The sequence below is a fragment of the Streptomyces yatensis genome (assembly GCF_018069625.1).
Taxonomy (GTDB): Bacteria; Actinomycetota; Actinomycetes; order Streptomycetales; family Streptomycetaceae; genus Streptomyces; species Streptomyces yatensis.
This window is the reverse complement of the sequence record NZ_CP072941.1, coordinates 5,800,141-5,814,268: the sequence shown is the minus strand read 5'-3', so window position 1 is coordinate 5,814,268 and position 14,128 is coordinate 5,800,141. Positions and strand designations below refer to the sequence as shown.

12 protein-coding genes are annotated in these 14,128 nt (G+C 72.5%); 5 read left to right on the top strand and 7 right to left on the bottom strand.

Going from position 1 to position 14,128, the window contains the following annotated elements; genetic code table 11:
• Nucleotides 1-121: 121 nt before the first annotated feature.
• Together J8403_RS24480 and J8403_RS24475 are read left to right on the top strand one after the other, a co-directional pair.
• Complete coding sequence (locus tag J8403_RS24480) at nucleotides 122-931, top strand: ABC transporter ATP-binding protein (RefSeq protein WP_246585968.1); 810 nt, start codon at nucleotides 122-124, stop codon at nucleotides 929-931.
• Nucleotides 928-2,613 carry a transporter gene (locus tag J8403_RS24475; protein WP_211125033.1) on the top strand — a complete coding sequence of 562 codons (1,686 nt, stop codon included), beginning with the start codon at nucleotides 928-930 and terminating at the stop codon, nucleotides 2,611-2,613. Before J8403_RS24480 ends, J8403_RS24475 begins: the two co-directional genes overlap by 4 nt.
• 107 nt (nucleotides 2,614-2,720) lie before the next feature.
• Here the strand turns inward: J8403_RS24475 and J8403_RS24470 are convergent, their stop codons facing one another.
• Together J8403_RS24470 and J8403_RS24465 are read right to left on the bottom strand one after the other, a co-directional pair.
• A complete protein-coding gene (locus J8403_RS24470) occupies nucleotides 2,721-3,065 on the bottom strand; it encodes an SH3 domain-containing protein (RefSeq protein ID WP_211125032.1) in 345 nt (114 codons plus the stop codon).
• 187 nt (nucleotides 3,066-3,252) lie between these two features.
• Complete coding sequence (locus tag J8403_RS24465; protein WP_211125031.1) at nucleotides 3,253-4,440, bottom strand: lactate 2-monooxygenase; 1,188 nt, start codon at nucleotides 4,438-4,440, stop codon at nucleotides 3,253-3,255.
• Nucleotides 4,441-4,776: 336 nt separating this feature from the next.
• Here J8403_RS24465 and J8403_RS24460 point away from each other — a divergent pair, with 336 nt between their 5' ends.
• Nucleotides 4,777-5,214, top strand: coding sequence for a hypothetical protein (locus J8403_RS24460; RefSeq protein WP_246585967.1), 438 nt, complete (start codon nucleotides 4,777-4,779; stop codon nucleotides 5,212-5,214).
• A gap of 149 nt (nucleotides 5,215-5,363) precedes the next feature.
• Here J8403_RS24460 and J8403_RS24455 read toward each other — a convergent pair whose 3' ends face one another.
• Entirely contained in the window at nucleotides 5,364-6,233 is an 870-nt protein-coding gene (locus J8403_RS24455) for an alpha/beta fold hydrolase (RefSeq protein ID WP_211125029.1), read from the bottom strand.
• 907 nt (nucleotides 6,234-7,140) lie between these two features.
• Entirely contained in the window at nucleotides 7,141-7,833 is a 693-nt protein-coding gene (locus tag J8403_RS24450) for an iron-dependent transcriptional repressor DtxR (protein WP_059143620.1), read from the bottom strand.
• Between the two features lie 152 nt (nucleotides 7,834-7,985).
• Between J8403_RS24450 and J8403_RS24445 the strand changes: the two genes are divergently transcribed.
• Entirely contained in the window at nucleotides 7,986-8,741 is a 756-nt protein-coding gene (locus J8403_RS24445; RefSeq protein ID WP_211125028.1) for an SIS domain-containing protein, read from the top strand.
• Between the two features lie 485 nt (nucleotides 8,742-9,226).
• Here J8403_RS24445 and J8403_RS24440 read toward each other — a convergent pair whose 3' ends face one another.
• Together J8403_RS24440 and pdxH are read right to left on the bottom strand one after the other, a co-directional pair.
• The gene (locus J8403_RS24440) at nucleotides 9,227-10,777 is read right to left on the bottom strand and encodes a PAS domain-containing protein (RefSeq protein ID WP_211125027.1); all 1,551 of its coding nucleotides are present in this window, start codon (nucleotides 10,775-10,777) and stop codon (nucleotides 9,227-9,229) included.
• Nucleotides 10,778-11,277: 500 nt separating this feature from the next.
• A complete protein-coding gene (gene pdxH, locus J8403_RS24435; protein ID WP_246585966.1) occupies nucleotides 11,278-11,973 on the bottom strand; it encodes a pyridoxamine 5'-phosphate oxidase in 696 nt (231 codons plus the stop codon).
• A gap of 340 nt (nucleotides 11,974-12,313) precedes the next feature.
• On the opposite strand from pdxH, the gene J8403_RS24430 reads away from it, so the two are divergent.
• Complete coding sequence (locus J8403_RS24430; RefSeq protein WP_211125026.1) at nucleotides 12,314-13,414, top strand: citrate synthase 2; 1,101 nt, start codon at nucleotides 12,314-12,316, stop codon at nucleotides 13,412-13,414.
• Between the two features lie 42 nt (nucleotides 13,415-13,456).
• Here the strand turns inward: J8403_RS24430 and J8403_RS24425 are convergent, their stop codons facing one another.
• On the bottom strand, nucleotides 13,457-14,065 hold the full coding sequence (locus J8403_RS24425) for a TetR/AcrR family transcriptional regulator (protein ID WP_211125025.1): 609 nt from the start codon (nucleotides 14,063-14,065) through the stop codon (nucleotides 13,457-13,459).
• Between the last annotated feature and the right edge of the window lie 63 nt (nucleotides 14,066-14,128).

The window sequence follows — 14,128 nt, the reverse complement described above, 5'->3', positions numbered from 1 at the left end:
ACACTCCGCACCGCCGACACCCCCGGAGCGCTCCCCGGCTCGGCCCCTATCGTGGAGCGACGGACGGGGGCGTCACGACCGGCCCCCCGAGATTCGTCCCACAGGAAAACGGGGGAAGCCGGTGCCTCAGGAACAGACAGCAGCCAGCACAGAGCCGACCAGGGCCGCCGCCGTGCGGGTGAGCGGCCTGTGGAAGCGCTACGGAGAGCAGATCGCGGTCGCGGGGATCGATCTGGAGCTGCCCGCCGGGCAGTTCATCGGGCTCGTCGGGCCCAATGGCGCCGGTAAGACCACCACGCTCTCGATGATCACCGGCCTGCTGCGCCCCGATTCGGGGACCGTGGAGATCGGCGGGCACGACGTCTGGCGGGACCCGGTCGAGATCAAGGCACGGATCGGGGTGCTGCCGGAGGGACTGCGGATGTTCGAGCGGCTCTCCGGCCGGGAGCTGCTCACCTACACCGGGCGGCTGCGCGGGCTGCCCGGTGACGAGGTCGACAAGCGCGCCACCCAGCTGCTGGACGTCCTGGATCTCGCGGGCTCGCAGAATAAGCTGGTCATCGACTACTCCACCGGTATGCGGAAGAAGATCGGACTCGCCGCCGCGCTGCTCCACAACCCGGAAGTCCTCTTCCTCGACGAGCCGTTCGAGGGGGTCGACCCGGTCTCCGCCCAGACCATCCGCGGCGTCCTGGAGCGCTACACCCGCTCCGGCGCCACGGTCGTCTTCTCCAGCCATGTCATGGAGCTGGTGGAGTCGCTGTGCGACTGGGTCGCGGTGATCGCGAGCGGCCGGATCCGGGCCCATGGCCCGCTGGCCGAGGTGCGGGGCGACGCACCGTCCCTGCAGAACGCCTTCCTGGAGCTGGTCGGCGCGAACCGGCGCGAGGCGGGCCAGAGCCTCGACTGGCTGGGCGGCGGCGCCCGATGACGCTCACCGACCCGCTCGACGCCAAGGGCCCGCTCGGCACCGCCGCGCCCGCGCCGCCCACCGTTCCCACCGCCTCCCCCACCCCCGTCTTCGTCTCCCTGAAGCTGGCGCTGCTGCGCAACGGGCTGCGCCAGTCCAGCGGTCGGCGGGCCGCGTACATCACCTCGCTGGTGCTGGCGATGCTGTTCGCCGTGTTGCAGCTGCTCGGTCTGGTGCTGTTGCGCGACACGAACCACGTCGACGCGCTGGTCACCCTGCTGACGGCGGTGCTCGCGCTCGGCTGGGCGGTGATGCCGCTGTTCTTCCCCGGCGGCGACGAAACCCTCGACCCGACCCGGCTGGTGATGCTGCCGCTGCGGCCGCGCTCACTGATCACCGCGCTGCTGGTGTCCTCGCTGATCGGCATCGGACCGCTGTTCACGCTGACTCTGGCGGCCGGTTCGGCCGTCGCCGTCGCGCACGGGGCGGCGGCCGCGGTGGCGGCGGTGGTGGCCGTCGTCCTGACGGTGCTGGTGTGCGTGGCGCTGGCCCGCGCCGTCGCCACGGCCAACACCCGCCTCCTCACCAGCCGTAGGGGCCGCGACCTGGCGGTGCTCAGCGGTCTGTTCGTGGCGATCGGCGCCCAGTTCGTGAACCTCGGGGCCCAGCAGCTCGGCGGCAAGAACGGCCTGGCCGTGCTGGAACCGGCCGCGCAGGTGCTGCGCTGGGTGCCGCCCGCGGCGGCGATCGACGCCGTCCAGGGCGTGAGCGACGGCGCCTACGGGGTCGCCGCGGCCCAGTTCGCGCTGACGGCGGGCGCGTTGGCGCTGCTGATGTGGTGGTGGACGGGCACCCTCACCCATCTGATGACCACCCCGGACTCCTCCACGCTCCAGGCGGCGGCACCGCGCGAGCGGCGGGGCTCCGGCGCGGCCGACACCCCGGACGCCTCGGGCCCGTTCGCCCGGCTGCTGCCCGCCGGCCGCTCCGGCACGGTGCTGCTGCGGACGCTGCGCTATGCCGTACGGGACCCGAAGACCAAGTCGGCCTGGGTCACCTCGCTGGGCGTCGGCCTGCTGGTGCCCTTCGTCACGGCGGTCCAGGGAAACGGCTCGATCTACTGGGCCTGCTGGGCGTCGGGGATGCTCGGCATGCTGATGTACAACCAGTTCGGCCAGGACTCCTCCGCCTTCTGGATGGTCGCCCAGACGATCTCCTCGGGCCGTGACGCCTATCTGGAGCTGCGGGGCCGTGCGCTGGCGCTCCTCCTGGTCGCGGTGCCGTATGTGGCGGTGGCGGTGCTCGGCTCCGCCGCCCTCCAGAAGAACTGGCCGGCCGCTCCCGAGGCGCTCGGCATCGCCCTGGCGCTGCTCGGCTCGATGATGGCGACGGGCGCCATGACCTCCGTGCTGGCCCCGTACTCCATTCCGCAGGACAGCGGTTACAAGAACGTCGTCCCGGCGCAGGCGGGGATCGCCTGGCTCAGCATCCTCGGCGGCATGGTCGTGGGTGCCGTGCTGTGCGCGCCGGTGCTGGGCCTGACGATCTGGCTGCATGTCTCCGGGACGCACGGCTGGCTGTGGGTGGTGTTCCCGCTGGGCGCGGTGTACGGCGCGGCCCTCGCGGAGACCGGACTGCGGCTGGCGGCGCCGCGGGCCGCGGCGCGGCTGCCGGAGATCCTGGCGGCGGTCAGCAAGGGGTGAGCCCGGGGCACACAGCGCATCGGCGGGGCCGGGGACTCACCCCGGCCCCGCCGATGCGTCGTGGTGTCGCACGAACCGTCCGCGGCTCAACTGCCGTAACGTTCCGGCTAGTCGAGATACTTGCTGTACACCCAGCCTCTGGTCCCGGCCCGGATTCCGGTCGTCGTCCGCTTGAGGATCTTTCCGTAGGACCAGCTCTTCTCGAAGCCCCGGGTGCGGCAGAAGTACCGGAAGGAATCCCCCCGGTAAAGCGTCCCTATAGCGCGGTACCGCTTTCCCGGTCCGGTACGGAATCTCGCCCCGCTGGTGGAGACCTTGAAATTGACATCCGGGGAATTGAACTGACACGCCGATGACCCCACCGCCGACGCCGTTGGCGACAGGGCCACCGAACCGCCCAGCATCAGCGCCGCCGCGAGCACGACCATCGAGGCTTTACGTTGGATCTTCACGCAACCACCCCCCGTGATCGGTTAATTCACTGCATGATCGGTTAATTCACTGCGCGCCGATGAGCGTAGCACCCGGCAATCCGGAAGCTCATGACCCGGTAAAGCCCCGACGGCCCCACGGCGAGTCGCCGACGTACCGGTGCATCTGACAACAAGTTGAAAGCCGAAGGGAATTGTCGGCCGAGCGTCAGCCGAGTGCGTCCGGGGTGAGCCCCGCCGCATCCGTATGGCCCGACAGCGCCATCGTCAGCTCGAACTCGGCCAGCAGGGAGCGGATCACATGCTCCACCCCCGGCTGCCCGTCCAGCCCCAGCCCATACGCGTACGGCCGCCCCAGCAGCACCGCGCGGGCGCCGAGGGCGAGCGCCTTGAACACATCGTCACCGGTGCGCACCCCGCTGTCGAAGAGCACCGCGAGCCGGTCGCCGACCGCCGCCACCACCCCCGGCAGCGCGTCGGCCGCCCCGATGGAGCCGCCCACTTGGCGGCCGCCGTGGTTGGACACCACGACGCCGTCCATCCCCGCCGCCTCCGCGCGCCGGGCGTCGTCGGGGTGCAACACCCCCTTGAGCACGATCGGGCCCTCCCAGTGCTCACGCAGAAACGCCAGGTCCTCCCAGGTCTTCCCGGGGTCGCCGAACATCTGCACAAAGTGCAGCACCGCGGCGTCCCGGTCCTCGTGGACCGGCTTGGCGAGCCCGGCCTGGAACGCCGGATCGGTGAAGTAGTTCGCGGTTCCCACGCCGTGCAGAAACGGCAGATACGCCTGGTCGAGATCGCGCGGCCGCCAGGCCAGCAGCGGAGTGTCGAGGGTCACCACAAGGGCCGTGAAACCGCATGTCCGCGCCCGGTCCAGAAAGCTCCTGGTGACCTCGCGGTCCTTGCCCCAGTAGAGCTGGAACCACCGCTCGCCGACCCCCATCGCCTCCGCCACCCGCTCCATCGGCGTACTGGACGCGGAGGACAGGATGAACGGCACGCCCTGCGCCGCGGCGGCCCGCGCCGCCGCGCACTCGGCGTCCGGGTGCATGATCGACAGGACGCCGATCGGCGCGAGCGCGAGCGGCGCGGGCAGCCGGGTGCCCAGCAGCTCGACCGAGAGATTCCGCCGCCGTACGTCACGGAGCATCCGCGGCACGATCCGATGCCGGTCCAGCGCCGCCCGGTTGGCCCGCTCGGTGCTGCCGTTGCCCGCGCTGCCCGCGACATAGCCCACCGGGCCGGGCCCCAGCCGGGCCTCGGCCAGCTCCTCGAGCCGGGTCAGATCGGCGGGCAGCCGGGGAACGGCGCCGGTCATCCCGTTCAGATAGATCTCGTACTGAAATGCCGCCCAGTCCCGGCCGGGTTCCGGATCCGTGATGTCGCCGCCGATCATGTGCTTCCCTTCACTTGTTCATTACTGGTCAATTTCCCATTGCCGCACGGGAGTAGAGGACTCGTAGGATCAACGAACCGTCGGTCGCGTTCAAGGGATCACACCGGGACGCGACGGAGACAGTTCCCGCATTGGAGTTCCACCGTGCCGCTGACCAAGACAACCTGGCTGCGGGTCGGCGCGCCCGTTGCCGTACTGGCTCTCGCCCTGACCGCGTGCGGACCATTCGGGGAAAAGGGCGATACATCCGAGAACGCACGGCATACGTCCCGCTCGGAGGCGGTCGGCGGAGATCAGGGTGGGGCGCAGACGGTGGGAATGCGGTCGGGGGGTGGGGTGTTCTGGCCGGGTCAGACCGGTACGCGTGCGTTCAAGGAGGACACCGGGGTCGAGCCCGTCTACCGGATCGCCGCGGAGAAGGTCGACATCGGCACGGCGGAGGAGGCGAAGGCGCTGGTGCCGGACCCGGCGGATGCCAGGGGCCTGGTGCCCGCGGTCGCCTCGGTGAGGTACACCCATCTGCGCGGGGCGACGGTGCGGGAGTATCCACGGGTCGGGGACTACGCGGAGGTGTACGCGGACGGCCGGCGGGGAGCGAAGGTCGTGGGCGATGCCGGGCGGCCCGAGGGCTGCGCGGACCCGGACGAGATCAAGGACTGGAAGAACGGGCAGAGCTATCTGCTCTGCACCACCTTCCTGATTCCCGCGCGGGCGAGGTCGGTCGAGGTCATGTGGACGGAGATCGGCGGGGAGCCGTTCACCTGGGCGTTCTGAGGCGGGGCTCGCGGCGGCGAGTCGCGTCGTCGGGTCGCCGCGGCGAGTCACGTCGTCGGGTCGCCGCGGCGAGTCACGTCGTCGGGTCGCCGCGGCGAGTCACGTCGTCGGGCCGCGGCGTCCGGTCGCGCCGTCGGGCCGCGGCGTCGTCAGACGGGGAGGGCCGAGGCCAGGAAGGGCTCCACGGCGCGGCGCCAGCCGTCCGGCTGGTCGTAGTGGACCAGATGGCCCGCGTCCACCACCTCCGCATACTGCCCGCGCGGCAGGACGCGGACCATCTCCTGCGCCTCCGCGCGGCCCAGCTGGCCGTCCAGCCCGCGAACGACCAGGGTGGGGCACTCGACCAGGGCGAGCTCTTCCCAATGGGCGTCCCGGACCCAGGTCTCACGGGCCTTCAGCATCTGGCGGCAGGAGAAGGCCGGGCGCCAGCCGTCCGAACGCTCGGCCATGACCTCGGCGAAGAAATCGCCCCGGGCCGGATTCGGCCGCTCCAGCGTCGGATCGTCCTCGCCGAACCACTTGCGCACATCGGCGAGCGTCGCGAACGGCACCGGCCAGGAGCGGAACCATTCGGCCCACTCGCGCTGTGAGGCGGCACCGAGGGCCGAGGCCCGCATATCGCAGATGACCAGCGCCCGGACCAGATCGGGGCGGCGGGCCGCGAGCTGCCAGGCGGTGAGGGCGCCCATGGCATGGCCGATCAGGGTCACGGGGGCGAGGCCGAGCTGCTCCACGGCCGCCTCGGCGTCGTCCACATAGGTGGAGCGGTCGAAGGGCCCCTCGGCCGGCTTGTCGCTGCGGCCATGGCCGCGCTGGTCGAGGGCGACCGCCCGATAGCGGGTGGAGAGCCAGCGGGCCGTCTCCGCCCAGTGGGCCGCCCGGCCCAGCAGCCCATGGAGCAACAGCACCCCTGGGCCCCGCGCTCCCTCGCTGCCGGCACCTGCCTTGGGCGGATCGGTGAACTCCCAGGCGGCGAGCCGCACGCCGCCGGTCCCGCTCACCTCGATGCGTCGCACCATGTGGTCTGGCACCTCCAGCCCTCTCTCGAACACCCTCACAGTATCGAACTCGTATTCGAACACGGTGCTGTTACGTCCAACACCCCTCGTTCGAGTGACCACCGTCAGGGATTGATCGTCTGCGCCATGGGGAGACAGCTAGCGGGAGGCGGACTGCTCGGGGAAGGGAGTCCGCGGGGGACGACCCTGAGAGCTCGGGGCTCCGGGTCACCAGGGCTCCGGGTCGCACCGGCCGCGTTCGCGCGGTCCGTGCGACCCGGGGTCCAGCGGGGGGATATGGGGAAGCGGGGCCCCGGCACCTGACGGCACCGGGGCCCTCGCTGAAGATCTCCCCCTCGGCGGCACAGCCTCTCGGGCCCACCGCGGCCCCCTCCCCTGACGGCCTGAGCGTCAGCGACAGCGTCGCACGCGTCGGCCCCGCCCGCTCGGTTTCTTTCGACTCCGGTTTCGGGAAAGTCCGTCGTCGCAGGTCGTGACGGTCGAATCGACTGAACGGGGTGTATCGGTCAGCGTGTCGAAGCGCGTGAGGTTGTGCGGGGGTGTATGCGGGAGCCGTTGGGCCGCCGGGCCTCCGGCCCCCCGGAGCCCCGGGTCCCGGGCCCCGGGGCAGGAGCGGACCGGGACCGGGCCGGGAGCCGGCCGGGTCGGGAGCCAGCCGGGCCGGGAGCCGGCCGGGTCGGGAGCATCCGCGCGCCGGGGGCGGGGCGGTCGGGCCGGGGGCTGTGGGGGTCAGCGATCAGGGTCTGGACCAGGGCAGGGGGTCCGGAACCAGGACGCGAGAAGCCGGCACCCGGCCGGGGTCAGCGCTCGACCACGAAGGCGGCAGTCAGTCAGCGCTTGGCCACGAAGACCGCAGACAGCGCTCGACCACGAAGACCGCAGTCAGCGCTTGGCTACGAAGGCCGGGTCAGCGCTTGGCCACGAAGACATGCGAGGCGATCTCCGCCTCCAGCTCCGCCGCCTCACCGCTGCTGCCGACCAGCACCCCGCCCGGCGACTCCGTGACGCTCACCACGGAGCCCGGCTGCACCCCGGCCCGCCGCAGCGTGTACATCACCTGGGCGTCGGCCTGGATGGGCTCGCCGATGCGGCGCACCACCACCGTCTTGCCCTCCGCGCCCGGCTCCAGCTCACGCAGGCTCACCATGGACTCGTCCAGGAACGGATCGGCCTCGGCCTTCTCGCCCAGCTCCTCCAGGCCCGGAATCGGGTTGCCGTAAGGCGACTCGGTCGGATGACGGAGCAGCTCCAGCACGCGCCGCTCCACCGCCTCGCTCATCACATGCTCCCAGCGGCACGCCTCGGCGTGGACCTGCTCCCACTCCAGCCCGATCACATCGACGAGCAGGCACTCGGCGAGCCGGTGCTTGCGCATGACCCGCGTGGCCAGCCGACGGCCCTCCTCGGTCAGCTCCAGATGACGGTCGCCCGCGACCGTGACCAGCCCGTCGCGCTCCATGCGCGCCACCGTCTGGCTGACCGTCGGGCCGCTCTGCTCGAGCCGCTCCGCGATCCGGGCGCGCATGGGGACCACGCCCTCCTCCTCGAGCTCGAGGATGGTGCGGAGATACATCTCCGTGGTGTCGATCAGTCCGGACATGCGTGCCCCTCGAAGTGTCGTGCGGTGGCCCTCAGCCAATTCTGACGCATCCCGCCGACAACGGGGCCGAGACGGCCTCTTCCGCCGCAAGGGACCGGGCTGCTATTGACAGCGTCATGATCGGAAACCCCCACAGGGAAGGCGACGCGTTGATGAACGAGTCCAAACCGGCCGGGCAATTCTTCGACGCGGCCATCGGCCTGCTGCGGCAGGTGCGGGACGAGGAGGGCGAGCATATCGCCGCGGCGGGCACCCTGATCGCCGATACGGTCGCGGCGGGCGGCCGCCTCTTCGCGTTCGGCGCCGGGCACTCCTCCCTGCCCGCGCAGGACGTCGTCTACCGCGCGGGCGGACTCGCGCTGATGAACCTGCTGCCGGTGCCGGGGGTAGTGGGCGTGGACGTCGTCCCCGCCACCCTCGGCAGCGCGCTGGAACGCGTCGACGGGCTCGCCACGACCGTCCTCGAGACCAGTCCGCTCCGGTCCGGGGACCTGCTGATCGTGATCTCGCTGTCCGGGCGCAACGCCCTGCCCGTGGAGATGGCGATGAGCGCGCGGGAGCGCGGGGTCAGGGTGATCGGGGTGACCTCGGTCGGCTACGCGACCGGCACGACCTCGCGCAACTCCTCCGGTGGCTTCCTGAAGGACCACTGCGATCTGGTCATCGACAACAAAATCGCGATCGGCGACGCGGAGCTCACGGTGGACGGCGTCGGCGCGCCCTTCGCCCCCGCGTCCACCGTCGTGACGAGCGCGATCATGCAGTCCATGGTGGCGGCGGGGGTCTCGGAGCTGGCCGGACGGGGGATCGAGCCGCCCATGCTGAGGTCGGGGAACGTGGATGGTGGGCATGAGTGGAACCGCAAGGTGATGACCGAATACGGGGACCGGATCTACTACCGGAGGTAGGGCGCTCGCCGTTGCGGGTGCCTTCCCCCACCCCGCCCCTACCCGAATCCCGGGGACGGCCCCGGACCCCGGCGGGGGCTCCGCCCCCGGACCCCCGCTCCTCAATCGCCGGAGGGGCTGGAGCAAACCCCGGGAGCGGTGCCCCAGACCCCAGCCGGGGCTCCGCCCCGGACCCCGCTCCTCAAACGCCGGAGGGGCTGGGTTGGCGCAAACGCCGGAGGGGCTGGTTTGGCCGCGGGCGGCGGGGGCGCGGTGCCTCCGGGCCCGGGGCTTCACGGCGCAGGGCCGCACGGCCCAGAGCTGCACGGCCCAGGACCCCACGGGCCAGTGCCTCTCGGCCCAGGGCTCCACGGGCTGCGGCTCCATGGCCCGGTACATCAGCGGCGGCCCGGTACGTCAGTGGCGCGCCGGACGGTGGCGGAACGTCGCCGTGGATTCCGGGCTGCCCTTCGGGGACACCTTGCGGGACCGCCGGGCCCGGTACATCAGTGGCGGCCTACGGCCAGGTCTACCGAGGCTGCGACCCTGGCCGCGACGTCCTCCGCGTACGTCGCGTCCGTGCGGTCGAAGGCCCGGCGGCTGGAAGTGCGCAGGAAGGTGACCACGCCTAGGGTGCGGCCGCGGCTGCGGAGTACCGCGCACAGGCCGTGCACCGTGCCCTCCGGCCATTTGCGGGCCACCGCCCACTGGGCCGCCGCGGGCTCGTCCGAGCGTCTTGTGCTCGCGCGTACCGAACCGCAGCGGTCGACCGCCTGGAGCGCCGGATGGCCCTCCGGGTAGCCCAGCGGGATGCCGCCGGGGACGACGGGCGGGCAGGGGCCGGGGGCGCCGATGGGGGTGGCCGCCGCCCGGACGAGTCGGACCCGGCCCTCCGGGGCGCCCGGCGGCGGGTCCAGGACCAGGTCGATCAGGGCGTGATCGGCGAAGCCCGCCAGCGCGAAGTCCAGATGGACCGAGGCCGCCTCCATCGGGTCCTCGCATTCGGCCGCCGCCCGTGCCGCCCGGTGCAGCTGGTTGCCCCGGAAGCGCATCCGGGCGCTCTCCTGCTCCCGGCCCTTCGCCTCCGTCACGTCCTGGAAGATCCAGGCCACGCCGAGCGGCGTCGGCTCCTCGGTGAGTGGTGAGGCCAGCCGGAGGAAGCCGCTGCGCCAGCAGCGGCGCCGGGCCGCCGCGCCGGCCTCGCCGCGGTCGGCGCCCTCACCGCGCACCGCCTCGTCGTCGTCGAGCAGTTCGTAGCGCACGCTGTCCGCGCCCTCGAAGCCGTCCGCCGCGTCGGCGTCCCGCAGCGTCACCCACAGCTCGGTGGGGGCCGGGGGCGCGCCCTCCGCCAGGACGTGCTGCAGTGCGGCCTCCGCCTCCTCGACGCCCTGGTCCAGGAAGTCGCCCAGCGGCCGGCCGGGCGCGGCCTTACGGGCCGTACGCAGCGCCCCCGCCGCGCTGGCGTTGACCACGGCCACCCGCAGATCCGCGTCGACCAGGACCACGTTCCACGACGCGTCGTCCAGCAGCGCCTCGCTCAGCGCGATCGACCGCTCCAGGTCGACCTGCGCGTGCACCTCGCTGAAGGCGCAGTACACCCCGGCCGGGCGGCCGTCCGCGCCCGCCACCGCCGAGGACTGCGTACGGACCAGGACCCGGCCGCCGTCCTTGGTCAGCAGCGCGAACTCGTGCACCCGGCGCCCCGTGGAGCCCATGGCCTCCGTAAGGCGCGCGTCGACGTCCCGTGCGTCCCCCGGTCGGGTGGCCCAGCCGCCCAGCCCCTTGCGGCCGACCGCCTCCGCCGCCGTCCAGCCGAGGATGCGCTCGGCCTCGTGGTTCCAGTGGGTCACCGTGCCGTCGGCGTCGAACGCGCACAGGGCGGCGTCCATGCCGTCGAGCAGCGCGGCGAGCAGTTCGGAGTCGGGCCGCTCGGGCCCGTCCGGGCACTCGGGCCGGACGGGCGCCGACGCGGCGGCGGCCGCCTGTCCGGGGACCCCCCGCGCGGATCGGGCGGAACGCGCCGGCCCTGCGGGTTCGGAACGTTGTGAAGCGCTCACCTGACACCCCTTGCTCGACGTGGCTGTCCGTGGTGGGGCACGTCGGACATTGAACTCGAACGTGACACGCGCCACACCGCATTCGCCGAAATCGTTGCCACACGGAAATTCGCTTGTGTGTGGCAGGAGGCGGTTCTTAGGCTTGCGATACACGAGAAGGGAGGTGGTTCGGCAGATGTATGAAATCCGGACGCGTGAGGTGACTGCGGGCTAGCAGTCCGTCGTCGCGCTCTGCGCATCGCCGGACTGGCGCACGAAAGAAGTGCGCAGCCGGCCAATCCCAAGCAGTCACCCGACCCGCGGGTCGCCGGTACGTCCGACCGGCCCCCTTCCGCCTCAGGGCGTCAGGGGAAAGACCCGCGGGTTGTCCGCGTTTTGAGGGCTCTTCAGGGGCGTCATGGGTCCGAGGGGCTTCTTCTCGGCGGCTACGAGCCCGTTCTCGGCGGCTACGAGCCCGTTCTCGGCGGCCTTACGGTCCGCACCGACCCGGGCCCCGCGCCCTACGGGTACAGCCGCTCCACCCGCCAGCCCTCCTCCTCGGGCAGCCGCACATACCGCAGCCGGTCGTGCAGCCGGTTCTCCCGGCCCTGCCAGAACTCCACCGCCTCCGGCACCACCCGGAACCCGCCCCACTCCGGCGGCACCGGCACCTGCTCCCCCGGCGGATAGCGGTCCGCCAGCTCCTCGTACGAGCGGTCCAGCTCCTCCCGCGAGCCCACCACCGAGGACTGCCTGCTCGCCCACGCCCCGAGCTGCGAGCCATGCGGCCGGGTCCGGAAGTACGCCGCCGTCTCGTCCCGCCCGGTGCGCCGCGCGGTGCCCGTGACGATCACCTGCCGGGCGATCGGATGCCAGGGGAAGAGCAGCCCGACCTGCGGGTTCTCACCCAGCTCACGGCCCTTGCGGGAGCCGTAGTTGGTGTAGAAGACGAAGCCGCGCTCGTCGAAGCTCTTCATCAGGACGGTGCGGGAGCTGGGGCGGCCCGCCGCGTCGGCCGTCGAGACGATCATGGCGTTCGGCTCGAAGAGCCCGCTGCCGACCGCGTCCTCGAACCACCGGGTGAACTGCCGGAACGGATCGCCCGCGAGTTCCGCCTCGTCGAAGCCGGCCGCGCGGTAGTGCTCGCGCATGGCGGCCGGGTCGTACGTACGCGCGGAGGAAGCCGAGGGCTCCGAGTCAACGTGAGGCACGGGCATATCTTGCAACATCATCGGTCCTTCGCACGGGCTGCCCCGTGAGAGCGATCTCTCTCCCCCGCCCTACCGCCCCGTAACCCTCGCGCGACGCGCACCGCGTGTGCCGCTTCTCACGCTTCCCCGTGGCGTGCGCACGGACCAGACTGAGGCTGACCATGCGTCTGTGGGCGCATGGCAGGCACCACCCCCCGTGTTGCGGAGGTCACTCCCCGCCGCGGTTGGGTGACCACCACCCGCACGGGGCACATCACCGGGGTGACCGGTACGGACCGCGAGCCGTGTCAGGCGGCCGCGTAACCGTTCCGGCACCGTTGTCGTCCGCAGCATGAGGAGCCGCCTGATGTCCGACTTCGTACCCGGACTCGAAGGAGTCGTCGCGTTCGAGACGGAGATCGCCGAACCCGACAAGGAAGGCGGCGCGCTGCGCTACCGAGGCGTGGACATCGAGGACCTGGTGGGCCATGTCTCCTTCGGGAACGTATGGGGTCTGCTGGTCGACGGTGCCTTCAACCCGGGGCTGCCGGCCGCCGAGCCGTTCCCCATCCCGGTCCACTCCGGGGACGTCCGGGTCGACGTGCAGTCCGCGCTGGCCATGCTCGCGCCCGTCTGGGGCCTCAAACCGCTGCTGGACATCGACGTGGAGCAGGCCCGTGAGGACCTGGCGCGCGCGGCCGTGATGGCCCTGTCCTACGTCGCCCAGTCGGCCCGCGGCCAGGGGAAGCCGATGGTGCCGCAACGGGAGATCGACAAGGCCGGGACCATCGTGGAGCGCTTCATGCGGCGCTGGCGCGGTGAACCGGACCCCAAGCATGTCGCCGCCGTCGACGCGTACTGGACCTCGGCCGCCGAGCACGGGATGAACGCGTCCACCTTCACCGCCCGCGTCATCGCCTCCACCGGCGCCGATGTCGCCGCCGCGCTCTCCGGTGCGGTGGGCGCCATGTCGGGGCCGCTGCACGGCGGCGCGCCCTCCCGGGTGCTCGGCATGATCGAGGAGATCGAGCGCACCGGGGACGCCACCGGCTACGTCCGGCAGGCCCTCGACCGGGGCGAGCGGCTGATGGGCTTCGGCCACCGGGTCTACCGCGCCGAGGACCCGCGGGCGCGGGTGCTGCGGCGCACCGCGAAGGAGCTGGGCGCACCGCGTTTCGAGGTCGCCGAGGCGCTGGAGCGGGCCGCCCTGGACGAGTTGCACAACCGGCGGCCGGACCGGGTGCTGGCCACGAACGTGGAGTTCTGGGCGGCCATCGTGCTGGACTTCGCCGAGGTCCCGGCGCCCATGTTCACCTCGATGTTCACCTGCGCCCGCACGGCGGGCTGGAGCGCGCACATCCTGGAGCAGAAGCGCACCGGCCGTCTGGTGCGGCCGTCGGCCCGGTACGTCGGCCCCGGCACGCGCGGCCCGCACGAGATCGAGGGGTACGGGGACACGAAGCGGTAGTCCGGGCGGCCGGCGGCCAGGGTCTGATCCAAACGGCAGGCCCTAGTCCCGCGGGGTCAGGATCGTCTCCAGGATCCTCGACCACTGGGCCACCACCCGCTCCCGGCGGTGGCCGTCGTCCGTCAGGAGGTTGGCCAGGCCCAGGCCGCGGCCCATGTCGAGCAGGCCCTGGACGGCCTCCCGGACGCCCGGCACCGACTCGTCGGCGCCCAGCAGCTCCACCGCCATCCGATGCGTCTCGCGGCCGATCTTCGCCTCCAGGGCGGTCACCCGGGCGCCCAGCTGCTCCTCGTACGAGGCCGCCACCCACAGCTGGAGCGCGGCCCGGAAGAGCGGGCCGGTGTAGAGGGTGACCAGCGCCTCGACCACCGTGTGGACGCGGCCCTCCCCGTGCGGGGCGGGGAGGGCGCGCAGCTCGGCCGAGCGCTCCTCGGCGACGTGCTCGACGGCGGCCGTGAAGAGGTCCTCACGGGTCGGGAAGTGGTGCTGGGCCGCGCCCCGCGACACCCCGGCCCGCTCGGCGACCACCGCGACCGTGGAGCCTGCCCAGCCGCGCTCGGCGAGGCAGGCCACGGCGGCTTCCAGCAGCCGCCTGCGGGTCGCGCGGCTGCGGTCCTGCTTGGGGTCGCGCAGTGCCGTACGGGGGGTCATCGGGACGCCCCCGCGGCCCCGGCGCCCGGCACGGCCCCGGCGCCCGGCACGGTCCCGGCCGCC

Bases quoted from the DNA above. Each gene is read 5' to 3' on its own strand.
- J8403_RS24455 (WP_211125029.1), bottom strand. From the start codon at position 6,233: ATGGTGCGACGCATCGAGGTGAGCGGGACCGGCGGCGTGCGGCTCGCC.
- J8403_RS24430 (WP_211125026.1), top strand. From the start codon at position 12,314: ATGTCCGACTTCGTACCCGGACTCGAAGGAGTCGTCGCGTTCGAGACG.
- pdxH (WP_246585966.1), bottom strand. From the start codon at position 11,973: ATGCCCGTGCCTCACGTTGACTCGGAGCCCTCGGCTTCCTCCGCGCGT.
- J8403_RS24445 (WP_211125028.1), top strand. From the start codon at position 7,986: ATGAACGAGTCCAAACCGGCCGGGCAATTCTTCGACGCGGCCATCGGC.
- J8403_RS24450 (WP_059143620.1), bottom strand. From the start codon at position 7,833: ATGTCCGGACTGATCGACACCACGGAGATGTATCTCCGCACCATCCTC.
- J8403_RS24465 (WP_211125031.1), bottom strand. From the start codon at position 4,440: ATGATCGGCGGCGACATCACGGATCCGGAACCCGGCCGGGACTGGGCG.
- J8403_RS24425 (WP_211125025.1), bottom strand. From the start codon at position 14,065: ATGACCCCCCGTACGGCACTGCGCGACCCCAAGCAGGACCGCAGCCGC.
- J8403_RS24475 (WP_211125033.1), top strand. From the start codon at position 928: ATGACGCTCACCGACCCGCTCGACGCCAAGGGCCCGCTCGGCACCGCC.